Origin of the sequence: Pseudonocardia lacus (genome assembly GCF_018531445.1) — a bacterium.
Lineage (GTDB): Bacteria > Actinomycetota > Actinomycetes > Mycobacteriales > Pseudonocardiaceae > Pseudonocardia > Pseudonocardia lacus.
The window spans coordinates 1-22,406 of sequence record NZ_JAHDTH010000141.1 but is presented as its reverse complement, the minus strand read 5'-3'; the positions used below and the strand labels follow the sequence as shown (position 1 = coordinate 22,406).

General features: G+C 75.7%; 21 protein-coding genes. 7 read left to right on the top strand and 14 right to left on the bottom strand.

Annotated elements, in window-relative coordinates; translation table 11 throughout:
• The 5 genes from hemA to KIK08_RS25970 all read right to left on the bottom strand — a co-directional run.
• A partial coding sequence (gene hemA, locus KIK08_RS25990) for a glutamyl-tRNA reductase (protein WP_214405877.1) occupies positions 1-605 on the bottom strand: 605 nt, incomplete at its 3' end.
• Positions 606-675: 70 nt separating this feature from the next.
• Complete coding sequence (locus tag KIK08_RS25985; protein ID WP_214405876.1) at positions 676-1,446, bottom strand: redox-sensing transcriptional repressor Rex; 771 nt, start codon at positions 1,444-1,446, stop codon at positions 676-678.
• A 949-nt stretch (positions 1,447-2,395) separates the two neighbouring features.
• Positions 2,396-3,049, bottom strand: a complete 654-nt coding sequence (locus tag KIK08_RS40325; protein WP_214405875.1) for a fasciclin domain-containing protein — start codon at positions 3,047-3,049, stop codon at positions 2,396-2,398.
• 72 nt (positions 3,050-3,121) lie between these two features.
• Positions 3,122-3,367 carry a glutaredoxin family protein gene (locus tag KIK08_RS25975; RefSeq protein WP_214405874.1) on the bottom strand — a complete coding sequence of 82 codons (246 nt, stop codon included), beginning with the start codon at positions 3,365-3,367 and terminating at the stop codon, positions 3,122-3,124.
• The gene (locus KIK08_RS25970) at positions 3,364-4,950 is read right to left on the bottom strand and encodes an AMP-binding protein (RefSeq protein WP_214405873.1); all 1,587 of its coding nucleotides are present in this window, start codon (positions 4,948-4,950) and stop codon (positions 3,364-3,366) included. The genes KIK08_RS25975 and KIK08_RS25970 overlap by 4 nt, the downstream gene beginning before the upstream one ends.
• A gap of 744 nt (positions 4,951-5,694) precedes the next feature.
• Here KIK08_RS25970 and KIK08_RS25965 point away from each other — a divergent pair.
• The 4 genes from KIK08_RS25965 to KIK08_RS25950 all read left to right on the top strand — a co-directional run bounded on the left by KIK08_RS25965 (position 5,695) and on the right by KIK08_RS25950 (position 9,557).
• A complete protein-coding gene (locus KIK08_RS25965; RefSeq protein ID WP_308257893.1) occupies positions 5,695-6,279 on the top strand; it encodes a sigma-70 family RNA polymerase sigma factor in 585 nt (194 codons plus the stop codon).
• A gap of 142 nt (positions 6,280-6,421) precedes the next feature.
• Positions 6,422-7,723: a DUF5667 domain-containing protein gene (locus tag KIK08_RS25960; RefSeq protein WP_214405871.1), complete on the top strand. Its 1,302-nt coding sequence runs from the start codon at positions 6,422-6,424 to the stop codon at positions 7,721-7,723.
• A gap of 221 nt (positions 7,724-7,944) precedes the next feature.
• On the top strand, positions 7,945-8,817 hold the full coding sequence (locus KIK08_RS25955) for an HAD family hydrolase (protein ID WP_308257892.1): 873 nt from the start codon (positions 7,945-7,947) through the stop codon (positions 8,815-8,817).
• A gap of 137 nt (positions 8,818-8,954) precedes the next feature.
• Complete coding sequence (locus KIK08_RS25950; RefSeq protein ID WP_214405869.1) at positions 8,955-9,557, top strand: SRPBCC family protein; 603 nt, start codon at positions 8,955-8,957, stop codon at positions 9,555-9,557.
• Between the two features lie 24 nt (positions 9,558-9,581).
• On the opposite strand, the gene KIK08_RS25945 is transcribed toward KIK08_RS25950, so the two are convergent.
• The gene (locus tag KIK08_RS25945; protein WP_214405868.1) at positions 9,582-11,858 is read right to left on the bottom strand and encodes an ATP-binding protein; all 2,277 of its coding nucleotides are present in this window, start codon (positions 11,856-11,858) and stop codon (positions 9,582-9,584) included.
• A 348-nt stretch (positions 11,859-12,206) separates the two neighbouring features.
• Here KIK08_RS25945 and KIK08_RS25940 point away from each other — a divergent pair, with 348 nt between their 5' ends.
• Positions 12,207-13,046 (top strand): MerR family transcriptional regulator, encoded by an 840-nt coding sequence (locus KIK08_RS25940; protein ID WP_214405867.1) that lies wholly within the window; start codon positions 12,207-12,209, stop codon positions 13,044-13,046.
• Here KIK08_RS25940 and KIK08_RS25935 read toward each other — a convergent pair.
• The 8 genes from KIK08_RS25935 to KIK08_RS25900 all read right to left on the bottom strand — a co-directional run bounded on the left by KIK08_RS25935 (position 13,036) and on the right by KIK08_RS25900 (position 20,567).
• Positions 13,036-14,004, bottom strand: coding sequence for a lysophospholipid acyltransferase family protein (locus tag KIK08_RS25935; protein ID WP_214405866.1), 969 nt, complete (start codon positions 14,002-14,004; stop codon positions 13,036-13,038). The genes KIK08_RS25940 and KIK08_RS25935 overlap by 11 nt on opposite strands.
• An 86-nt stretch (positions 14,005-14,090) precedes the next feature.
• Positions 14,091-15,128 carry an NAD-dependent epimerase/dehydratase family protein gene (locus KIK08_RS25930; protein ID WP_214405865.1) on the bottom strand — a complete coding sequence of 346 codons (1,038 nt, stop codon included), beginning with the start codon at positions 15,126-15,128 and terminating at the stop codon, positions 14,091-14,093.
• A gap of 161 nt (positions 15,129-15,289) precedes the next feature.
• Positions 15,290-15,391, bottom strand: coding sequence for a 30S ribosomal protein bS22 (locus KIK08_RS25925; RefSeq protein WP_010241351.1), 102 nt, complete (start codon positions 15,389-15,391; stop codon positions 15,290-15,292).
• Positions 15,392-15,540: 149 nt separating this feature from the next.
• Positions 15,541-15,750: a helix-turn-helix domain-containing protein gene (locus tag KIK08_RS25920; protein WP_214405864.1), complete on the bottom strand. Its 210-nt coding sequence runs from the start codon at positions 15,748-15,750 to the stop codon at positions 15,541-15,543.
• A 204-nt stretch (positions 15,751-15,954) separates the two neighbouring features.
• Positions 15,955-16,758 carry a pyrroline-5-carboxylate reductase gene (gene proC, locus KIK08_RS25915; protein ID WP_214405863.1) on the bottom strand — a complete coding sequence of 268 codons (804 nt, stop codon included), beginning with the start codon at positions 16,756-16,758 and terminating at the stop codon, positions 15,955-15,957.
• A 507-nt stretch (positions 16,759-17,265) separates the two neighbouring features.
• Positions 17,266-18,105 carry a thioesterase family protein gene (locus KIK08_RS25910; protein ID WP_214405862.1) on the bottom strand — a complete coding sequence of 280 codons (840 nt, stop codon included), beginning with the start codon at positions 18,103-18,105 and terminating at the stop codon, positions 17,266-17,268.
• A gap of 72 nt (positions 18,106-18,177) precedes the next feature.
• Positions 18,178-19,008 carry a sugar phosphate isomerase/epimerase family protein gene (locus KIK08_RS25905; protein ID WP_214405861.1) on the bottom strand — a complete coding sequence of 277 codons (831 nt, stop codon included), beginning with the start codon at positions 19,006-19,008 and terminating at the stop codon, positions 18,178-18,180.
• A gap of 17 nt (positions 19,009-19,025) precedes the next feature.
• A complete protein-coding gene (locus KIK08_RS25900) occupies positions 19,026-20,567 on the bottom strand; it encodes an Rv0497 family membrane protein (protein ID WP_214405860.1) in 1,542 nt (513 codons plus the stop codon).
• A 444-nt stretch (positions 20,568-21,011) separates the two neighbouring features.
• Here KIK08_RS25900 and KIK08_RS25895 point away from each other — a divergent pair, with 444 nt between their 5' ends.
• On the top strand, positions 21,012-21,449 hold the full coding sequence (locus KIK08_RS25895) for a YdeI/OmpD-associated family protein (protein ID WP_214405859.1): 438 nt from the start codon (positions 21,012-21,014) through the stop codon (positions 21,447-21,449).
• Between the two features lie 70 nt (positions 21,450-21,519).
• Positions 21,520-22,406 (top strand): MFS transporter (locus KIK08_RS25890; RefSeq protein WP_214405858.1); only part of this gene is annotated, 887 nt, incomplete at its 3' end.

Sequence of the window (22,406 nt, the reverse complement as noted above, 5' to 3'; positions counted from 1 at the left end):
AGGTGCGCGGCGGCCAGCCCGCCCATCGCGCCGGCGCCGACGACCGCCGCGCGGCGACCGGCGAGGTCGCCGCCGAGCACGGCGGTCGCCTCGACCAGCGCCTCGGACACGACGGACGCCCCCGCGGCGTCGATGCCGGTGCCGGCGTGCACCCTCTTGCCGACGCGCAGCGCGTGCTGGGCCAGCTCGTGCAGGGAGCGGCCGACGGTGCCGGCCTCGTCGGCGGCGGCGTAGGCGGTGCGCAGCTGGCCGAGGATCTGGGCCTCGCCGACGACCATCGAGTCCAGGCCGGCGGCGACGGCGAACATGTGCTGCACGGCCGAGCCGGCGTAGTGCACGTAGACGTGCTCGGTGAGCTCGGTGACGGGGGTGCCGGCGTGCCGGGCGAGCACGGCGGAGATGTCGCCGAGGCCGCCGTGGAAGGCGTCGACCACCGCGTAGACCTCGATGCGGTTGCAGGTCGACAGCAGCAGGCACTCGCTGACGTGCGGGTGGTGCAGGAGCTCGTCGAGCAGCTTGGGCACGTCGTGCGGGCCGACCGCGGCGCGTTCCAGCACGTCGACGGGGGCGCTGCGGTGCGACAGCCCCACCACGATCACACTCATCGGGCGCCCTCGCAGAGCTCGGGCGACGCTTCGCGCGGACGCTGTGCCACTGATTCGCTCGCGAGCTCGCTCATCGGATCCCACCGTTCGACGTGCCGTTCACCGGGTGCCCGTTGGCCTGGGCGTCGGGGACGGCCAGCGACTCCCCGTCGACCTCGGCGCCCTCGACCACCAGCCGCTTGCGGGCCACGTGGAAGGCCAGGATCTGCAGCTCGACGGCGAGGTCGACCTTGCGCACCTCGACCTCCTCGGGCACCTGCAGGACCACGGGTGCGAAGTTGAGGATGCACCGCACCCCCGCCTCGACCAGCGCGTCGCAGATGCCCTGGGCGGCCGGTCCCGGGGTGGCGATCATCCCGATGGTGATGCCGCGCTCGCGGCAGGTGGTGGGGATGTCGCGGACGTGGTCGACGAGGATGCCGTTGATGTGGATGCCGACCAGGTCGGGGTCGACGTCGAACAGCGCGGTGACCGGGAAGCCGCGCCCGCCGAAGCCGCCGTAGCCGGCCAGCGCGTGGCCGAGGTTGCCGACCCCGATCAGCGCGACGGCCTGCCGGTGGTTGAGCCCGAGGGCGCGCTCCAGCTGGTGGATGAGCGCGGAGACGGAGTAGCCGACGCCGCGGATGCCGTAGGACCCGATGTAGGACAGGTCCTTGCGGAGCTTGGCCGAGTTGACGCCGGTGGCGGCGGCGAGCTCCTCGCTGGAGACCGTGTCGGCGCCCTGCTCGGCGAGCTCGCCGAGCATCCGCAGGTACACCGCGAGGCGGGCGACGCTGGCCTCGGGGATCGACCTCGGGGCCCGTACGGTCACCGGATCGGAGCCGGCCTGCGGCAACGTCACGGCCTCTCCTCGCGCTGCTCTGCTTCGGGTGCTACTTGCGGACGGGTGTTCTCGCTGACAAGGAACCGCCGTCGGGCACGCTCGATACGTGGTGTCCGGTCCGGTGGGGCGTCGGCTGGGGGACCCGGCCGACAAACCGCTGGGACCGGGCGTTGACGGCGACGGCTTTCCACGGTAGCCGCTTGTGAAGGCACGCACAAAGTTGCGATCTTGAACGGGACCGTACTCACCGGGGGGTCCCCGGGAGAGCGACCGGTGGTCGTCGCGGAGCGGCCGTTCGTCGCAGCGCATCGGACGGAACGGACACCGGTCGAGCGCCGGCCGGCACGCCGACGGGGCGGGCCCCGGATGTGTCCCGGAGCCGCCCCGTCGGAGCTGCGTCGCGCTTACCCGGCGCCGTGCACCGTGCCTCGCAGCCGTGTGCACCGTGCCTCGCAGAGGTCGTGGCGTCGCGCAGAACCAGGTGTGTTCTCGCAGCCCGCCCGGAGGCTGCGACGACACACCGCGCCCTGCGCGACACAGCCAGGTCTGCGAGGACCCGCCCGGGCGCGGACGCGCAGCACGAAGTGCGCCCCGCAGCGCCGGCTGCGCTCTCACAGCACACCGGCACGCTGCGACGACACACCCCGCACTGCGCGACACAGCCAGGTCTGCGAGGACCCGCCCGGCGCGGGACGCGCAGCACGAAGTGCGCCCCGCAGCGCCGGCTGCGCTCTCACAGCACACCGGCACGCTGCGACGACACACCCCGCGCTGCGCGACACAGCCAGGTCTGCGAGCACGCGCCCGGGCGCGGACGCGCAGCACGAAGTGCGCCTCGCAGCGCCGGCTGCGCTCTCACAGCACACCGGCACGCTGCGACGACACACCCCGCACTGCGCGACGCAACTGCGTCTGCGAGGACCCCGCGGGGCGGGGTGCGCAGCGCGAGATGCGCTCGAACCGCCGCTCAGGACATCGGGGGTACCGGGGGCGTCGGCGGCGCGGGCGTCAGCACCGCGTCGACCAGGAAGACCGTGGCGTTCGCGGCCCGGACGTTCCCGCACACCACGGCGGCGGTGCCGCCGTCGGTGCTGGTCAGGGTGAGGGCTTCGGGCGACCCGGACACCGTCACGTCGCCCCACGCCAGCTGGGTGGTCTTGCCGGCGTCCACCAGCCCGCGGGCGTCGAGCTGCTTCTCGGTCACGTGGTAGGACAGCAGGCCGTCGAGCTGCTCGGCGTCGCCGGTGAGCGCCTCGAACTCCGCGTCGCCGACGCGGGTGCGCAGGCCCTCGAAGGCCGCCTCGGTCGGGGCGAAGACCGTCAGCGCCTGCGCCGCGTCGAGGGTCGCCGACAGCTCGGGCATCCGCCCGAGCGCCTCGGAGAGCGTCTTCAGCCGCGGGCTCTCCGCCAGTGCCGCCACGACGGGCCGGTCGCCCAGCTCGGCCACTGGCAGGTCGGCGCAGTCGCCGTAGGGCGCCGCCATCGGCGTCGCGCTCGCGGCCGGGGCGACGACCGGTCCGGCGCCGGTGCCGGGGGCGGTCATCGGCCCGGCGCAGGCGACGGCGCCCGCGGCGACGGCGGTCAGGGTCAGCGCGGTCGCCCGCATGCGGATCCGGTGCACGGCGCAGGACCGTACAGCAGCACCGAGTGTGCGTCTTCTGGGCCTACTGATTAGACCGAACCGAGTAAGCGATCAGTTCAGTGCGGCCCGGAACCGGTCCTCCTCGACCCGCCAGAACCCGTGCTCACGCCCGTCGACCGTGATCACCGGCACCTGGTCGCCGTACTCCGCGCGCAGGGCCGGGTCGGCGTCGACGTCGACCGCCCGCCAGGTCTGGCCCAGCTCGGCGCAGATCCGCGCGACGGCCTCCTCGGCCTCCTCGCAGAGGTGGCAGCCCGTGCGCGTGTAGACCGTCACCCGCGGCTCGGCCGCGGTCATCGCAGCTGCTCCGCCAGCGTCCGGCGGGCGACCTTGCCGGTCGGCGTGCGCGGCAGCGCGTCCACGAACTCGATCGTCGAGGGCACCTTGAACCGGGCCAGCCGCTCGGTGCAGTGCGCCCGGACCTCCTCGTCGGTCAGCTCGACCCCCGGCGCCCGCACCAGCACCGCCCTGACCCGCTCGCCGCGCCGCTCGTCCGGGGTGCCGACGACGGCCGCCTCGGCCACCCCCTCCAGCTCCAGCAGCACCTGCTCGACCTCGCGCGGGTAGACGTTGAAGCCGCTCACGATGACCACGTCGGACGAGCGGTCGACCAGGTGCAGGTCGCCGTCGGCGTCCAGGAACCCGACGTCGGCGGTGCGGAACCAGCCCTCCTCGTCGGGACCGCCCGCGCCGTCGGGCCAGTAGCCGGAGAACAGGTTCGGCCCGCGCAGCGAGACCAGCCCGGTGTCGTCGCTCGGGTCGGAGGCGTACTCGTCGAGGTCGTCGGGGTCGGGCTCGTCGGGCTCGTCGAGGGGGCGGCCCTCGGTGTCGACCAGGCGCAGCTCGATGCCGGGCAGCGGGCGCCCGACCGAGCCGGGCTTGGCCACCCCGCCGATGGCGTTCGTGGTGATCACCGGGCCGCCCTCGGTGAGCCCGTAGCCCTCGTAGATCGGCAGGCCGGTGATCTCCTGGAAGGAGGCCAGCCACTCCGGCGGCAGCGGCGCCCCGCCCGAGGTGCACAACCGCACCCCGGACGTCGCCGCGCGCAGCCGCGCCGCCGGCACGTCGAGCAGCGCCCGGAACATCGACGGCACCCCGGCCACCGTGCTGATCCGCTGCCGCTCCAGCACCTCGACGACGTGCTCGGGCTCGAAGCGGTCGGTGACGACCACCGTGGCCCCGGCCCAGCAGGTCTGCAGCAGCCCGGCGGCCAGGCCGAAGACGTGGAACAGCGGCAGCGACAGCAGGACCCGGTCGACCGGGGTGACCGGCGACGGGCGCACGGCCGCGGTCTGCTCCCGGTTGGCCAGCAGGGCCCGGTGCGACAGCTGCACGCCGCGCGGGCGGCCGGTGGTGCCGGAGGTGTAGACGAGCAGCGCCAGCTCCTCGCCGCCCGGGCCCTGGTCGGGCACGCCGGAGGGGTCGACCGGGGCGGGGTCGAGGTCGGGCGGGGGCAGCAGGCGCGCGCCGGCCTGCCCGGCGCAGGCGCGCGCGGCCGTGTCGTCGTCCGCGGCGACCACGACGGCCGGCCCGGCGTCGGCGACGACGATCTCCAGCTCGCGCAGCACGGCGATCGGGCCGTGCGGCACGGCGACCGCCCCCGCCCGCAGCGCGCCGAGCACCGCCACGCAGAACCCGGCGCCGTTGCCCAGCCGCACGACGACCCGGTCGCCGCGGCCGACACCCGCGCCGCGCAGCCGGACCGCCTCGGCCGTGACGGCCGCGTCGAACCGCGCCCAGGTGAGCGTGCGCGGCGCCGATCCGGGCTCCGACACGTCGACCACGGCGGGCTGGTCGGGGACCCTGGCCGCCGCCAGGGCGACCAGGTCGGCCACGTGGGCCGCGGTCCGCGGCTGGTGGTCGGTCGGCGCGCTGTCCACGGTCCTCCATCGGGTCGAGACATGGCGACTGGCGGGCTGCGGCGAGTCTGGCACGAACCGGGCGGCGCGTGTCCCGCGACGTTCGTCGCAGCACCCGACGCGAGCACCCGCCGACACGCACAGCGACGCGTCGCTCACCGCGTGTGGGTATCCGTTCGCCGGAAACCGGTTGGGCCGACCAGCAGCAGCCCCTTGGGCGATCTCTCCCAGTCCTATGCTCCGCCGCTACCGAACCTCAACGCCCGGTCGCGCGGCTCCGTCGCGCGACTCACCCAAAGGGAGTGGCATGCAGCCAGTCGTCTCCGGTGAACCGCGGACCGCACCCGCCCCGACGGGCGCGCCGCGAGGCGGGGCCGACCTGGAGCCGTGACCGAGCCCGCGCTTCCGCCCCGGCTGCTCCCGTTCGACACCGCCCGTCACCCGACGGGTGGAGAGGTAGCGATGCCCCAGCCCAGCACGTCACACGTCATCGCCCCACGCGGCGCGGGGGCGCCGCCCGCGCGACCGGGCCCACCCCAGCAGGCACGGCCCGCCGCGGTCGCGCCGATCGAGTCGGCCCACCCGGGCGCGCACCGGCCGACCGGGCCACCGATGCCGCGACAGCGGCCGCAGAACGTCCACCCGGGGCAGCCCGTTACCCCGTACCCGACCACCCAGGCAGGGCCGTACACCGGCGTCACCCGGCCGCCGTCCGGTCCACCCCACGCCCGACCGGTCGCGGTCGCCGAACCCGGCACCCCCGCGGTGCCTGCTCCGCAGCCGCAGCCCATCGGCGATGGCCACGACGGCTCATGGTCGCTGGTCAAGATGGCCCAGGCCGGCGACATGAAGGCGTTCGGCGAGCTGTTCGACCGCTACTTCGACATGGTCTTCCGGTTCGCCCTGGTCCGGATGAACGGCGACCGGGCCCAGGCCGAGGACATCGCCCAGGAGACGTTCGTGCGCGCCCTGCGGCGCATCGGCTCGGTGACCTACCAGGGCCGCGACATCGGCGCCTGGTTCGTCACCATCGCCCGCAACCTGATCTTCGACCACGTCAAGTCCAGCCGGTACCGGCTGGAGCACGCCACCGACGAGATCGTCGAGCACTCCCCGGCCACGCACGGCCCCGAGCAGCAGGTGCTCGACGGCGCCACCAACTCCGAGCTGCTGCGCTGCATCCGCAAGCTCAACCCCGACCAGCAGGAGTGCATCACCCTGCGCTTCCTGCAGGGCCTGTCCGTCGCCGAGACGGCCGCGCTGATGGACCGCAACGAGGGCGCGGTCAAGGCGCTGCAGCACCGCGCCGTGCGCAGGCTCGCCCAGCTGCTCCCGGAGGGCCTGCGGTGACGCCGGTCCAGCACCCCGCCGCGGCAGTGCGCGGATCGGGCGTAACCCGTCGCGTCCCCGCTCGTTGCCCTGTCGACTGCCGCGTCCAGCCGGGCCGCGGCGCGAGCACCGACAGCGCAGGTACGCAGTGAGGACGGCCAGCATGCCCGCCGGCGACGAGGAGATCTTCGCCACCGCCGTGGACCGGGGGACGCACCCGGCCTTCGCCGGTGACGCGGAGCTGGCCCGCGACCTGGAGCTGGTGGCGCTGCTGCAGGCGAGCGGCCCCGAGCTGGCGCCGCGGCCCGACGAGCGCGCCCGCGCCCGCGCGGCGATGTTCGCCCGGCTCGCCGCGGCCGACGACCCCTCCGACCAGTTCGAGGTGCCCGACGCCGGCCCCGCTCAGCCGCCCGCAGAACCGGCCCCGGCCGAGAGCGGCCCGCGCACGGCGCTGCTCGAAGCCGCGGTCGACGAGGCCGAGCCCGACGCCGCACCCGTCGACGAGCTGGCGCGCCTGCGCCGGACCCGCGGCAGGCGTCGGCACGCCATGCCCAGCCGCCGCGCCGACGACGACGCGTCGCGCCGCCCGCCCATCGGGGGGCGGATCGTGCTGGTCGCCGCGGCGGCCGTGCTGGGCACCGCGGTACTCGGCGGTGCCGGGGTGCTCGCCAGCCGCAACTCACTGCCCGGCGACGGGCTCTACCCGGTCAAGCGGGTGGCCGAGTCCGCAGGCCTGGTGATGACCTTCGACGAGACCGAGCGCGGGCGCCGGCACCTCGACCTGGCCAGCACCCGCATCGGCGAGGTCGAGCAGCTGCTCGCCCAGGACGGCGCGGCCATGGACCCCGAGGTGTTCCGCACCGGGCTGCAGGAGTTCGACACCGAGGCCGACGAGGGCCACCGGCTGCTACTGGCGGCCGAGGAATCCCGCGCGGCCGCCGAGGCGGAGTGGCGGGCGTGGGCCGCCGACCAGGCCGCCCGGCTGTCCGCGCTGCACGGCGACCTGCCCGCGGCGGTCGCCGGCGGCGCCGCCGGCTCCCTGGAGCGGCTGGAGCAGCTGGGCGGGGGCCCCGGGACGTTCGCCGACGACTGCGCGGGCGGCACCTGCCTCGACGACGGCACCGGCACCACCTCGCCCGGCGCGGATGCCACCGGCACCGCGCCGGTCGACCCGGCCACCGCCGGGCGCACCGGTACCCCGTCGACCGGTCAGCCCGGTTCCGGCGGCCAGACCGGCTCCGGCGGGCAGGGCGGCCAGGACTCGCCGCTGCCCGGCCTGCTGCCGGAGGACCCGCTCGGCGGCGTCCTCGGCGGCACCGGCGGGCAGGCCCCGGACGAGTCCGGCTCCGCGGGCTCCCCGTCCGACGACGGCGACGACGACCGGTCGGGCGGCTCCGGCGGCGGCCTGCCGCCGATCGAGGTCCCGCCGCTGGTTCCGGGCCTGCCGGGCGTCTCGATCGGCTGACCGGCGTCCCCTCGGGGCCGCCCGCGGACCACGCGTCCGGGGCGGCCCCGAGGTCCGTGCGGCACCGGGAAACCGGGCCGAATCCGCGGCGGGCGCGCCAGTAGGCTGGACGAACACGACCCCCATCCGGAGGCGCCAGCGTGGTTGGAGAACCAGAGCCCGGTGGGCCGCTCGCGCCCACCGCGTCCGGTGAACCGAGCGGTGCGACCGAGTCCCCCGGCGTGCTCGAGGCCGCCACCTCGACCGACTCCGCCGTCCGCGCCGGCGAGGCCGCGGCCGCCGCCGCGGTGGCCGCGGGCGACAGCGGCCCGCCGGACGTCCCGCACACCGACCTGACCGCGGCCGCGTTCTTCGACGTCGACAACACGATGATGATCGGGGCGTCGATCTTCCACTTCGCCCGCGGCCTGGCCGCCCGCAAGTTCTTCACCACCCACGACCTGGCCGGCTTCGCCTGGCAGCAGGTGAAGTTCCGGATCGGCGGCCGGGAGACCCGGTACTCGACCACCACCGGCCGCGACACCGCGCTGTCGTTCGTGGCCGGGCGCACCGTCTCCGAGATCACCGAGCTGGGCGAGGAGATCTACGACGAGCTGATGGCCGACCGCATCTGGGCCGGCACCCGGGCGCTGGCCCAGATGCACCTCGACGCCGGGCAGCGGGTCTGGCTGGTCACCGCCACCCCGGTCGAGCTGGCCCTGATCATCGCCCGCCGGCTGGGCCTCACCGGCGCGCTCGGCACGGTGGCCGAGAGCATCGACGGCGTCTACACCGGCCGGCTGGTCGGCGAGATCCTGCACGGGCCGGCCAAGGCCCACGCCGTCCGCGCCCTCGCCGCCACCGAGGGCCTCGACCTCCGCCGCTGCACCGCCTACTCGGACTCGGTCAACGACGTGCCGATGCTCTCGGCCGTCGGCACCGCCGTCGCGGTCAACCCCGACTCCGAACTGCGCGACGTCGCCAAGGAGCGCGCCTGGCAGGTCCGCGACTTCCGCACGGGCCGCAAGGCCGCCCGCATCGGCGTCCCCTCCGTGCTGGGCGCCGGGGTGATCGCCGGCGCCGTCGCCGCCGGCCTCGCCGCCCGCCGCCGCTGAGGTCTGCCGCACTCGCCGACCTCCCGGCGCTCCCCGCATGTGCGTCGAAGCCCACCGGTGTGCACAGGGTCGCCGCTGCCTCGTCGCCTCACTGTCCGTGTGTTGACAAAAAAATTTGTCGGTGCGACCCTCGGCCCATGGCACCCAACGAGACCCTGTTCAGCGCCGCGTTCTCGATGCCCTCGCCCCCGGCCACCGTGTGGCGGCACCTGCGCGAGCCCGACCTGCTGCGCCGGTGGTTCGGGTGGCACGGCCCGGAGTTCGAGGCCGAGATCGCCGGGCTGTCCGGCGGGTTCAGCACGGTCGAGCGCGACGGACGCGCCGTGGTGATCGGCGACCACCGGATGGTGCTGCAGGAGGCCGGCCCGGGTACCGAGCTGCGCATCTCCCGGATCGCCGGGTCGGGCGCGGACGACGTCGAGATCGACGAGGGTTGGGTGACGTTCCTCGAGCAGCTGCGCTACGCCGTCACCGTGCGGCCGGCGGGTGCGCGCCACACCCTCCTGGCTCCCGGGGCACCGGCGACCGCCATCCCGTGGGCGCACGAGGAGTGGGCGCGCTCCGCGCACCAGCGCACGGTCCTCGTCCCGGCCTGGGGCCAGGTGCAGGTCACGATCGTCCGGCCGTCGGCCGGCGGTCCCGCACCGCGGGTCGTCGTCAACGGGTACGGGCGCACCGACGACGAAGCCGCTGAGCAGCACGCCGCGGCGACGGCCTGGGTGGCGGCCTCCCCGCACTGAGCCGGCACGGCCGCACCGCCGCTGTCAGTCGCGGGCGGCCGGGAGGGGGCGCAGGCGGTCGTGCCACTCGCGGGTGCGGGCGGCGTGCTCGCCCCCGCCGATCCGCCGGTAGACCGCCTCGGCGCGGCGCAGCTCGTCGCGGGCCCCGTCGGCCGACCCCAGCCCTCGACGGGCCTCGCCGAGGGCGAGGTGCATCGCCGCCTCCCACTGCGGGATGGCGCCGGCGACCTCGGAGGCGAGCGCGGTCTCCAACGCGGCGACGGCCGCGGCGTACTCCGCGCGACGCAGGTGCAGGCGGCCGATGTCGAACAGCGCCGACACCCGGGTGATCGCCGCGACCTGCGCGACGGGGGCGGTGGCCGGGTCGGAGATCGCCGCCAGCCGCTCCCGGAACGTGCGCAGCGCCGCGTCGAGCCGGCCGGAACGCTCCAGCGAACGACCGGCCAGGGCGAGCGCGTGCGGCAGCCCTTCCCGGTCGCCCGCCGCCCGGAACAGCTCCACGGCCTGCCGCGCGCTCACCAGCGCGGCCGCCGCGTCACCCGCCGGGAGCAGTGCGGTGGCCAGGTAGGAGCGCGACCAGCCCTGCTGGCGCAGGTCGCCCGCGGCGACCGCGCGGCGGTGCGCGTGCCGGGCGCAGGCGGCCGCCGCGGCGGCGTCGCCCAGGCAGCTGCCGCACGCCCAGGACAGGTAGTTGAGGTGGGTGGCGGCGGCGCCGTCGTCGCGCAGGCGCAGACCGGCCCGGCTGGACAGCGTGAACACCCGCGGCCAGTGCCCCCAGTGGGTCCAGCGGTCGGAGAACCAGTGCATCGCCTCGGCCACCGCGAGGACCTTGCGGTGCCGGCCGGCCGCCGCCGCGTCCTCCAGCGCGGCCAGCCAGTTGTCGGCCTCGGCGCGCAGCCACCGCTCGGCGAGCTGCTCGGTGTCGAGCCCGGCTGCCCCCGCCCAGCCGCCCGGCGCGCCGCCGAACTCCGGCTCGAACCAGCGGCCGGCCACGATCGCGGTGTCCAGCAGCCAGTCGACCGCGCGGGACCGGGCCGCGGCCCGGTCGGCCGGGGTCTCCTCCTGGTCGAGGCGGTCGGCGGCGTAGAGGCGCATCAGGTCGTGCAGCCGGTAGCGGCCGGTGAACCCCGACTGCAGCAGGCCGAGCTCGACCAGCTCGTCGAGCGCGTCCTCGGTGGCCCCGACGGGCTCGCCGGTCAGCACCGCCGCCAGCTCCGGGCCCGTGTCCGGCCCCGGCACCAGCGCCAGCCTGCGCAGCAGCCGCCGCGCCCCGGCCGACAACTGGGCGTAGGACAGCCGGAACGCCGCGCTGACCTCCAGGTCGCCCGCGACCAGGGCGGGCAGCCTGCGGCTCGCGTCGCCGAGTCGGCCGAGCAGTCGGGCGGGCGACCAGTCCGGTCGGCTGGCCAGCCGGTTGCCGACGATCCGCAGCGCCAGCGGCAGGTTCCCGCACAGCCGCGACAGCTCCACGACGACGCCGCCGTCGGCGTCGTCGCTGTCCGGGCGCTCGGCGATCAGGCCCCGCAGCATGGCCTGCGCGTCGGCGTCGGGCAGCGGGTCGAGCCGGACCCGTCGCACGCCCTCCAGCCCGGTCAGCAGCCGGCGGCTGGTGACCAGCGTGATCCCGCCGCCGGTCGCCGGCAGCAGCGGGCGCACCTGCGCCTCGTCGGCGGCGTTGTCCAGCACGACGACGGTCCGCCGGTCGGCGGCGAGCGACCGGTACAGCGCGGTGCGCCCCGCCAGGTCCGACGGGATCGGCGGGTGCCGGGGGTCCAGCGCCGTGATGAGGCGTTCGAGGGCGAGCGCGGGTTCGAGCGGGCGGGCGTCCAGGCCGCGCAGGTCGACGAACAGCTGCCCGTCAGGGCAGCGCCCACCCAGCCCCATCGCGGTGTGCACGGCCAGCGACGTCTTCCCGACCCCGGGCGGCCCGCTCACCACGGCCACCGCCGCCGTCGCCGTCGGGTCGTCGGGTCGCAGACCGGCCAGCAGGGCGCGCTCGGCCTCCCGCCCGGTGAAGTCGACGACCCCGCGGGGCATCGCCAGCACGGCCGACGCCGCGTCGACCGGGGCCCGTCGGCCGGTGCGCGCGGCGGCGAGCAGCGCGTCGCGCTCGGGGCCGTCGAGCCGGAGCGCGTCGGCGAGCAGTCCGACGGTGGCCCGCTGCGGGCGGCGGCTGGTCCCGCGCTCCATGTTGCCGATCGCCCGCTCGCTCACCCCGGACGCCGCCGACAGCTCCTCGATGGTCAGCCCCGCGCCGTGCCGCAGGGCCCGCAGCCGCGCTCCGAAAGCGGGCTCGTCCATCCCGCACCTCCCGCACCGACGGTTTCTGCCTGGTCTTCTTCCTGGCGCCGGCCGCCGTCACCCGATCGAATGGTTGCAGGTGCACGGACCGTCACCACGACTGGTCCCGTCGGGCGAGCCGTTTCCCCAGCACGGCGTCCGCTCGCTTCCGGTCGCCGACATGTTCGGCGGCGGGTGGACGACCGGGCACCTCGACGACGGCGGCGATCCCGCCCGAGTCCACGACGGCGGCGGGCCCGGTCCCCTCCCGGGCCCGCCGTCTTCTTCCGCGCGGGTCCCGGGAGTTCGTCGCGCGGCCCCACCGCGCTTGACCCTGACACCCTGTCACCCCCCACAGTGGACCGCGCCATGTTCACCATCGGAGAGTTCGCCAACCTGGGCCGGGTGTCCGTGCGCATGCTGCGCCACTACGACGCCATCGGCCTGCTGCGCCCCGCCCGCGTCGACCCCGGCACCGGCTACCGCCAGTACTCGGCCGCGCAGCTGTCGCTGCTCAACCGGGTCGTCGCCCTCAAAGACCTCGGGCTCACCCTGCAGCAGGTGGGGGCGGTGCTCGCCGAGGAGGTCGACGTCGGGGAGCTGCGGGGGATGCTGCGGCTGCGGCGGGTGCAGCTGGCCGCGCAGGTCGAGGCGGACACCGCGCGGCTGGCCCGGGTCGACGCGCGCCTCCGGCTGATCGAGGAGGAGGGCCACATGGACACCGGGGACGTCGTCCTCAAGCGCATCCAGGCCGTGCGGGTGGCGGAGCTGTCGGCCACGGCCGCCGGCTACGACCACCCGACGTCGATCACCGAGAACCTGAGCCCGCTGTACCCGCGGCTGCTGGAGCTGCTGGAGGGTTCGGGGACGACGGTGGTCGGGGCGGCGCTGGCCTACTACGAGCCCGCCCCGCGCGAACCCGGCGACGAGACGATCACCGTGCACGCGGCCTTCCCCATCGCCGGCGAGCCGCCCGCGGACCGCGGCTTCGACGTCGTCGAGCTGCCGGAGATCGCGACCGCGGCGACGATGCTGCACCACGGATCGATGTCGGAGGCGTTCCGGACCGGGCAGACCATCGCCGGCTGGATCGACGACAACGGCTTCCGGCCCGTCGGTCCCGGCTTCGCCCGCGAGGTCTACCTGGAGTGCCCGCCGGACGACGTCGACCGGTGGGTCACGGAGCTGCAGGTGCCGGTCAGCCGGTGAAGGCGTTGCGGCGCTGGGCCAGCAGCCGGTACAGGGTGTGCTGGATGGTCTCGCGGACCTGGTCGGTCAGGTTGAACACGGTCATCGGGTCGTCGGCGGCGGCCGGGCCGATGCTGTCGGTCGGGATCGGGGTGCCGAACTCGATGTACCACTTGGACGGCAGCGGGACCAGCCCCAGCGGGCCGAGCAGCGGGAACGTCGGGGTCACCGGGAAGTACGGGGCCCCGAACAGCCGGGCCAGCGGCTGGATGTCGCCGATCTTGGGGTAGATCTCCTCGGCGCCGACGATGGCGCACGGGATGATCGGCACGCCGGTGCGCAACGCGGCCGAGACGAACCCGCCGCGGCCGAAGCGCTGCAGCTTGTAGCGGTCGTGGAAGGGCTTGCCGATGCCCTTGAAGCCCTCCGGCCACACCCCGACGAGTTCGCCGCGCGACATCAGCCGCTCGGCGTCGGGCATGCAGGCCAGCGTGGCGCCGCCCTTGCGGGCCAGCGTGCCGATCCCGGGCAGCCGGAACATCAGGTCGGCGCCGAGCAGCCGCAGGTGGCGGTGGTCGGGGTGGTCGTCGTGCAGGGCGACGGCGGTCATCAACGAGTCGATCGGCACCGTGCCGGAGTGGTTGGCGACGACGAGCGCCCCGCCCTCGCCGGGCACGTTGTGCATGCCGATGGTCTCGACCCGGAACCAGCTGCGGTACAGCGGGCGCAGCGCCGGGAGCAGCACACTGTCGGTGAGGTCGCGGTCGAAGCCGAAGTCGTCGACGGTGTAGTCGCCGCCGAGGCGGCGCTTCGCGAACTCGATCAGCTCGTCGAGCTCGGCGCCGGGCTCGGGCTCCGGTTCGGACGGGACCGGCTCGGGCTCCGGCGCGGGGCGGTCGTCCTGCGGGCCGCCGAGCCGCCAGCGCCGGCGGGCACCGGCGTCGTCGACGTGCAGCGGGATCACCCGGGCTTCGGACACGGACGGCCTCCCTCCAGAGGTGGCGGCGGAGTTGGTGGCGGGGCGGACCCGGCCGTTGCGGCTGCCCGCCTCCGGTCGGCGGGGGCTCACCGCAGCATCCCGACGAGTGCGCGCACGCCCCGCTCGACGGACTCGATCCGCTCGGGCCCGACCACCGGGTGCAGGCCCCGCCCGCGCACGAAGTCGTCGAAGGCCTGCACGGTCGTCCAGCGGGGGCTGAACCCGAACTGCTCGCGCAGCCGCCGGTTGTCGACGACGCGGCCGAAGTTGAGCAGGCGCATCTGCTCGGGGGAGAAGTCGACGATCCGGGCGCCGCGGAACACGCGGCTCACCGGGCCGACGGCCGAGCGGGGCACCGGCAGCGGGACCCGCCCGGCCCGCCGGATGGCCTGCGACAGCAGCAGGACGCCGTCCGCGGCGACGTTGAACACGCCGGGGATCTCCTGGCTGGCCGAGCGCTCCAGCACGGCCAGCGCGTCCTCCTCGTGCAGCAGTTGCACGCGCGCGTCGTAGCCGAGGACCGTGGGCACCACGGGCAGCGCGAAGTAGCGGGTGAACACGGTGTCGATGCGCGGGCCGATGAAGTTGGCGAACCGCAGGACCGTGACCGACACGTCGGGGCGGCGTCGGGCGAAGCCGCGCAGGTAGCCCTCGATCTCGGCGGCGTCCTTGGCGTAGCCGCCCGACGGCAGGTCCTTCGGGGTCATCGACTCGTCGAACAGGGCCGGGTCGCGCGGGCTGGACCCGTACACCGCGGTGGTCGACTTGAGCACCACGCGCCGCACCGACGGCGCCTTCTGGCAGGCCGCGAGCAGCTGCATGGTGCCGATGACGTTCATCTCCTTCATCGCCGTGCGACCACCGGACGAGCCGGGGTTGGCGGACACCGACGCGTGCACCACGGTGTCGACGCCGGCGTGGGAGATGACCTTGGCGATGAGGGGGTTGCGGATGTCGGCGCGCACGAACTCGGCGCGGCCCATCCGGCGGAGCAGGTCGCGCGGGGGCGGGACGGTGTCGACGCCCAGGACGCGGTCGATGTCCGGGTTGGCCGCCAGTCGCGCGGCGAGGTGACCGCCGAGGAACCGGCTGACGCCCGTGACGAGCACGACGGATGGCGTCACGGCTCTACCTCGGTGGGGTTTCTCGGGTGCGGCAAGTGACCGATGCTAGACCTCTGGGCGCGGCGGTGACACCGCTCGGCGCGCATCGTGAGCCGACACACCGGTGAACCGCGTCGCTGGGCAGAACGGGGAACGGCCGGCGTCTCCGCCGGCCGTCACCATCACTTGCCGAGCTTGCGACGCTGCACGCGGGTCTTGCGCAGCAGCTTGCGGTGCTTCTTCTTCGACATCCGCTTGCGGCGCTTCTTGATGACTGAACCCATGCGTCGACCCTTCGGTGATGATGACGTCCGCGACCCGCGAGGGCCGCCATGCGGTGGTTACCCGGCCGAGACGGCGCCAACGCGCCGGGCCGGACCATGACCGGTGGCCCACTCTACCTGGGGCGTCCCCGACCGGGGCGGGCGGCCGATCAGCCGGCGTCGAAGTAGGCGTTGCGGAGGTAGTCCACGACGGCGCGGCGCGGCACCCGGAACGAGCGCCCGACCCGGGCCGCCGGCAGCTCGCCCGCGTGCACGAGCCGGTAGACCGTCATCTTGGACACCCGCATCATCGACGCCACCTCGGCCACCGTGAGGAACTGCACCTGGGCGAGGGAGATGTCGGAGGGCTCGGACGGCATCCGATCACCGCTTTCGTGGTCGCACCGGCCGTGCCCGACCTCGGCGACCCGAGCACGTGACCTTGATGGTGGTGGTGAGCCTACCGGGGTCCGAGTGACACCGACGACTCCGGTCTACTCCATGAGCATGCACCATCACGGCGCGTAAGGGTGATCCGGCTACGCCAATCAGCGCAACTGTGCAGAGCTCGTCGCGGGCGTGGTTCAGTCGCGCTTCCCGAGCTCCACCGACCGGTCCCGCGCCGCCTCGATCGCGTCGATCAGCGCCGCCCGCACCCCGTGCCGCTCCAACTGCCGGATCGCCGCGATCGTCGTCCCGGCGGGCGAGGTGACCGCCTCGCGCAGCAGCACCGGGTGGTCGGCGGACTCGCGCAGCATCCGGGCCGCCCCGAACGCCGACTGCACGATCAGGTCGGCGGCGACCTCGCGCGGCAACCCGAGCAGGATCCCGGCGTCGATCATCGCCTCGACCAGGTAGAAGAAGTAGGCCGGCCCGGAGCCCGACAGCGCGGTCACCGCGTCCTGCTGGGACTCGGGCACCCGCACCACCCGGCCCACGGAGGCCAGGATCTTCTCCACCACGGCCAACTGGTCGTCGGTGGCGTGCGAGCCGGCGGAGATGGCGCTCATCGCCTCGCCGACCAGCATCGGTGTGTTCGGCATCACCCGCACGACCGGCGTGCCCTCGGGCAGCGCCTCCTCGAACAACGACGTGGGCAGCCCCGCGCACAGCGACACGACCAGCGTCCCCGGCCGCAGCGCGGCGGCCAACTCGTCCAGCACCGGACCGATGTCCTGCGGCTTCACCGCCACCACGACGATCTCGGCCCGCCCGGCGGCCGTGGCCACGTCGACGGCGCGCACCCCGTGGCGCGCGGTCAGCTCGTCGGCCCGCTCCGGGTGGCGCTCGGTGAACAGCAGGTCGTCGGCGGGCTGCCCGGCCGCCAGCAGCCCGGCCAGCAGAGCCTCCCCGATCTTCCCGGCGCCCAGCACCGCGATCCGTGTCATGGCCGCGACCCTACGACTCCCCCACCACCGAGTTCCGCGCCCGTCGGACGCATCGACCGACGAGGGCTGGGCGCTGGTTGGGCGAGCGCGGCTCTCGTCCACCCAGGCCGGACGAACGCCGCGCTCGTCCCACGCCGACGCCGGCGCGCCCGCAGCACCCGCGGTGTCCTCGCAGCACCCGCGGTGTCCTCGCAGCACCCGCGGTGTCCTCGCAGCACCCGCGGTGTCCTCGCAGCACCCGCGGTGTCCTCGCAGCACCCGCGGTGTCCTCGCAGCACCCGCGGTGTCCTCGCAGCAGCAGGGGTGTGCTCGCAGCCCGCCGGCGCGCTGCGACGACCCAGCCAGCGCTGCGACGACCCAGCCAGCGCTGCGACGTCCCCCGCCAGAGCCGCGAGGGCGGGCCCTCGTTTGCGTCCGACCGCACGAGAGCGGCGTTCGTCGAACCCCGCCGCACGAAAGCGGCTCTCGTCCAACCCCGGCCGCCGGGCGCGGCCGCGTCGACGGGGGTCAGGTGGGGGGTTGGGGGGCCAGGGCGAGTTGGCGGGTCTGGCAGACCAGGCGGCCGGCCGAGTCGATGACCAGGACGTCCTCGTCGAACCACGGGCGGGTGACGCTCGCCGAGCGCGCCTCCAGGCGCAGCCAGCCGGGGGCGGGGCGGGCCCGTAGCAGCGCCGTCAACTGCACGGTGGGGGCCCAGCCGAAGCCCGTGCCGAGGTTGAACACCGTCGGGGGCAGGATGTCGCCGGCGACCATGGCGAACAGGACGTCGGTCGGCTCGCCGCGGGGGCGGACCCAGCCGCGCAGCACGGGCGGCCCCTGCTCGTGCCGCGTGAACGCCATCGTCGGGCGGTCGAACCACAGGTCGCAGGCCGCGCCGAGGCCCTCGGCGCCGCGGCCGAGGGAGGAGTCGCGGGCGCCCTCCGGCGGCTCCGGGGGCAGGTCGGGCAGATCGCTCCAGGTGGGCTCGACATCAGGCAACCGGCCCGCGGTCACCGTGGCGGCCAGCATCGCCCGCCCGCCCTGGGTGAGCCGCACCGCCACCACCGACGCGGTGCGCCCGGTCTTGAGCACCTCGGTGCTCAGCTCCACCGGGCCGGGGTCGGGGGCCCGCAGGAAGTCGGCCGCCACGGCCAGCGGGTCGGGCGCGACGCCCGGCGCGGCCTCCTCGACGGCCAGCAGCCCGGCGCGGGCCATCAGGGCCATCAGCAGGCCGCCGTGCGCCTTCGGCCCGACCGTCCAGTGCTTGCCCAGCTCGGCGGCGAAGCGGCCGTCGCCGAGGGGCTCGACCTGGACGGCGGCGCGGAACGGCGCGGCGGGCGCGGCGTCCACCCGCGCTTCGGTGGTCATGGCAACAGGGGTATCACCGTCGCCGCCGTCGGCGGAACCTGGTGTGATCCGCGTCGCCGTCAGCGCTGACCGCTATCTCGCCGGCTCGGCCACGCGCGGGTTCGCGAGGCGGCTGCCGGTGGGCTGCAGGTGCAGGCGGGCGAACAGCAGCGACTCGGCCAGCAGGGCGGCGCGCTCGTAGCGGGTGCGGCAGCGGCGGGTGCTGATCTCCAGGACGACGACGCCGTCGAACCCGCTGTCGGCGATGCGCTGGCAGACCTCCGCGCACGGCTGCGAGCCCCGCCCGGGCACGAGGTGCTCGTCGCGCGGGGCGCCGCTGCCGTCGGTCAGGTGCAGGTGCTTGAGGCCCGTGCCCATCCGGTCGAGCAGGGCCAGCGCGTCGACGCCGGCGGCGGCGGTGTGGGAGAGGTCGAGCGTGTAGTGCCGGTGGCCGACCTCGGTGGGGTCGAAGCCCGGTGCGTACGGGACGCTGCGCACGCCCGCCCGGACGACCGGGAACATGTTCTCCACGGCCAGCGCGACGCCCGCCGTCTCCCCGGCGCGGGCGACCTCGTCGGCGAACAGCCCGGCGTAGCGGCGCTGCCAGCGGAACGGCGGGTGCAGCACGACGGTGCCGGCACCCCACTCCGCGGCCGCGGCGACGGACCGGCGGATGCGGCCGATCGGGTCGCTGTCCCAGACCCGCTGGGTGACGGCCAGGCAGGGCGCGTGCACCGCGAGCACGGGGACGGCGTACTCCCGGGAGAGCCGCGAGACGGCTGCGAGGTCCTGGCTGACCGGGTCGTTCCAGACCATCAGCTCGACGCCGTCGTAGCCCAGCTCGGCGGCCAGCTCGAAGGCGGCCGGCGTGGGCTCGGGGTACACCGATGCCGTCGACAGCGCGACGGGCGGGCCCGACGGCATGGCGTTCGCCTCCCCGGCTATCTCCCCAGCAGGACCAGGATCGCCGGCGACACGGTCAGCAGGACGCCGACCAGGACCGCGGCGATCGTTGTGCGCATGTCGGTGTTGCGCAGCAGGGTCCGCACGACGACGACCAGACCCGCGGTGACGAGGATAGCCGCCGCGATGGCCACGACGAGCAGACTGCTCCACAGGTACCGGAAGCCCACCCAGAGAGCGGCACCGCCGATCGCCCCGACGACCCACTGGGCGAGCACCGGTGCCCACGACTGGGCGGTGCCCTCCTCCTCGACGGCGTCGGCGCCGTCGGCGGCCGGTTCGTCGTCGTCGGAGTCGGTGCGGGCGCCGGTCGGGAGGTCGGGGCCGGCGTCGGACGGGCCGAGGCCGGCGGGCTGGGCGTCGTCGTCGAACTCGTCGAAGTCCATCGGCGCGGCGGCCTCGGTGGGCGGGCCGCCGTCGGTGGCCGGTGGGGCCCCCTGGCCGGTGCGGTCGCGGTGCCAGTCCTCGGCGCCGGCCGGGGGCATGCCGACCGCGGTGGCCGGGCCGCCGTCGTCGACGGGGACGCGGGGGGCGGCGGCCTGCACGCGGCTGGTGGCCTCGGACTGCCGCAGCGCCTCGAGCCGCTGGTGGTCGATGGGCCCGGTGAGGTTCGGGTCGGCGCCGGGACGGCCGTAGGCCTGCGGCTCGAACGGCGGACGCCCGTTCGGCTGCCCGTTCGGCTGCCCGTTGGGCCCGGCCGACGGCGGACCGAACATCGGCGCCGGCAGGGCGGACGCGGCCAGCGGCGCTCCCCCCGCGTACGGGGTGGACGAGTGCGGCGGACCGCCGGGGCGCATCTGCTCCGGTGCCGGCGGGAACGCGCGCGGCGGCTGCTCACGCGGGCCGAACTGCTGCGGGCCGCGCTGGCCGCCACCGGGGCGGCCCTGCGCATCCCACGGCGCCGCGGGATGGTCGGGACGGGGCTGGTCCGGCTGGTCCCACCCGGGGGCGGGGCGCTCGCGCTGCGGCTCGGGCCGGAACGCGTCGGGCCGGAAGGCACCGGTCGCGTCGCGGGACTCATCGGGCTGCCAGCCGCGGTCGGGCTCGCGTCGCTGCTGGCCCGCGCCCCACTGGCCGGCGCCACGGCCGTTGGGCGAGCCGTTCGGGGCACTGTTGGGCGAGCCGTTCGGAGCGCCGTTGGGCGAGCCGTTCGGGGCGCCGTTGCCGCCGGGGAAGTCGGCGCCGGGGGACGCGTACTGCTGGGGCATCGCGCTCGGCGGGCGGGGCCCGGACTCCCGGGCCCCGGCCGGGCCGGCCAGCGACGGCGGGGGCGGCCCGGACGGGCGCTCGGGCTGCGGCGAACGGGACGTGGGCCAGGCGGCGCCGTTGGACCCGTTGGACCCGTTGGACCCGTTGGCGGTGGGGGCGCTCTGGGCGGTGGGGGCGGCCTGGTCGTCCGAGACGTCATCGGCGTCGCGACGGCGGCGTCGCCGGCCGGTGGACGTCGCCTCGCTGCCGCCGTGCTGGGCGAGCAGCTCGGCGACAGTCCGCTGGCGGGGCTGGTCGGTCTCGGAACTCATCGCGTACACCGTGCCCCGTAGCGCGTCAAGCGTCCAAGCCCGCACGGCGCGTCCTGCGCCGAGCGGTCGGTTCCGGAACCGAGGGTGGCGCGACCGCCGCCCGGCCCGGCCGGGCGGGTGCCGGCTGCGGGGATCTCGAGCGGGGAACGGTCCACGACGTCGAGCACACGAGTGCGCACGGACGCCAGGCTACTGCGTGGTCGTGATGCGGTCGTGACCGAACCCGCCACGACGTGCAACAGCCTACTACTCTCGGCGACATCGCCAGGCCGGGAGGGTCGTCCGGTCGCCGCACCACACGCTCTCAGGTCGGCGCAACCGCCCTGGGCCGTCCGCGACTGTGCGAGCTGCCCGGATGCCCACACCGCTGTCCACAGCATGGGGATGGTTGCTCAGCGAGCGTGTCGTGTTCCCGCCACCCGTGGTCGGGGCAGACTCTCCCGCATGAGGTTCCGGACCACCGTGGAGCTCGGCGGGAAGACCGCGACCGGCATCGAGGTGCCCGACGACGTCGTCGCCGAGCTCGGCAGCAAGCGCGCGCCCGTGCGCGTCACGATCAACGGCTACACCTACCGGTCGACCGTGGCCGTCATGGGCGGGCGCTACCTGCTCCCGGTCTCGGCGGAGGTGCGCACGGGCGCCGGCGTCGCCGCGGGCGACGAGATCGAGGTCGCGCTGGAGCCGGACACCCAGCCGCGGGTGGTCGAGGTGCCGGCCGACCTCGCCGCCGCGCTCGCCGAGGTGCCCGCCGCGCGGGAGGCCTTCGCCGCGCTCTCCTACAGCAACCAGCGCCGGCACGTGCTGTCGGTCGAGGGCGCGAAGGCGGCCGAGACGCGCGCCCGGCGGATCGCCAAGGTGGTCGCCGAGACCACTCCGTCCTGACCCGGCGGTCGGCACACCGTCGCCCGCAGCGCGCGGGGGTGCGAGGCGATCCACGGGGTAGACGACGGGGGTGGGTGCGGACCGCGTCGGCCAGGCCGCGGACACCCGCGCCCGCACGCGCACCTGGGTGGCGTTCGCGGTCACCGGGTGCGTCGCCGCCACCTACGCGGGACGGATCCCCGCGGTCGCCGACCGCCTGGGCCTGTCCCCCGGTGAGCTCGCGGTCGCCGTGCTGGGGATCGAGGGCGGCGCGCTGGTCGGGCTGCCGCTCGGCGCGGCCGTCGTGGGCCGGTTCGGCGCCTCGACCGGCCTGCGCACCGGCTTCGCCGTCTACGCCCCGGGGATCGGCGTCGGCGCGGTCGCCCCGTCGCTGCTGTGGCTGGCGCTCGGGCTGGGCGTGTGGGCGGCCGCGAACAGCGTGGTCGACGTGGCCCTCAACGCCCGCGGCGCACAGCTGGAACGGCGCTCCGGCCGGCCGCTGCTGTCCGGCCTGCACGCCGGGCAGGGCGTCGGCCTGCTGCTCGGCGCGCTGGCCGCGACCGTCGCGGCGACGCTGGACGTGCCCCTGCCGGTGCACGTCTGCCTGGTCGGCGCGGTCGCGCTGGTCGTCGGCCTGCTCGCGGCGGGGCCACCGGTCGACGAGCCGGCGCCGGGACCACGGGTGCGCCGCCGTCGCCGCCCGTCGCGGCCGCTGCTCCTGCTCGGCGCGGTGGCGTTCTGCGCGTTCCTCGTGGACGGGGCCGCGACCAACTGGATCGCCACCCACCTGGTCACCGACCACGGCGTCGGAGCCGGCCTCGCCGCGGGCGGGTACCTGGTGTTCGCCGCCGCGCTCGTGGCCGGCCGGCTGGTCGGCGACCGGCTGGTCGTCCGGTTCTCCCGGCGCCGCGTCGTGCTGGGCTGCGGGCTGGCCGTCGCCGCGGGCAGCGCGGTGGCGAGCACGGCGCCGGGGCCGTT

Excerpts from the sequence above, each read along its gene's own strand:
- KIK08_RS25975 (WP_214405874.1), bottom strand. The coding sequence starts at position 3,367 with ATGACCGCGGCCGAGCCGCGGGTGACGGTCTACACGCGCACGGGCTGC.
- KIK08_RS25960 (WP_214405871.1), top strand. The coding sequence starts at position 6,422 with ATGCCCGCCGGCGACGAGGAGATCTTCGCCACCGCCGTGGACCGGGGG.
- KIK08_RS25950 (WP_214405869.1), top strand. The coding sequence starts at position 8,955 with ATGGCACCCAACGAGACCCTGTTCAGCGCCGCGTTCTCGATGCCCTCG.
- KIK08_RS25945 (WP_214405868.1), bottom strand. The coding sequence starts at position 11,858 with ATGGACGAGCCCGCTTTCGGAGCGCGGCTGCGGGCCCTGCGGCACGGC.
- KIK08_RS25940 (WP_214405867.1), top strand. The coding sequence starts at position 12,207 with ATGTTCACCATCGGAGAGTTCGCCAACCTGGGCCGGGTGTCCGTGCGC.
- KIK08_RS25925 (WP_010241351.1), bottom strand. The coding sequence starts at position 15,391 with ATGGGTTCAGTCATCAAGAAGCGCCGCAAGCGGATGTCGAAGAAGAAG.
- KIK08_RS25920 (WP_214405864.1), bottom strand. The coding sequence starts at position 15,750 with ATGCCGTCCGAGCCCTCCGACATCTCCCTCGCCCAGGTGCAGTTCCTC.
- proC (WP_214405863.1), bottom strand. The coding sequence starts at position 16,758 with ATGACACGGATCGCGGTGCTGGGCGCCGGGAAGATCGGGGAGGCTCTG.
- KIK08_RS25910 (WP_214405862.1), bottom strand. The coding sequence starts at position 18,105 with ATGACCACCGAAGCGCGGGTGGACGCCGCGCCCGCCGCGCCGTTCCGC.
- KIK08_RS25905 (WP_214405861.1), bottom strand. The coding sequence starts at position 19,008 with ATGCCGTCGGGCCCGCCCGTCGCGCTGTCGACGGCATCGGTGTACCCC.
- KIK08_RS25900 (WP_214405860.1), bottom strand. The coding sequence starts at position 20,567 with ATGAGTTCCGAGACCGACCAGCCCCGCCAGCGGACTGTCGCCGAGCTG.
- KIK08_RS25895 (WP_214405859.1), top strand. The coding sequence starts at position 21,012 with ATGAGGTTCCGGACCACCGTGGAGCTCGGCGGGAAGACCGCGACCGGC.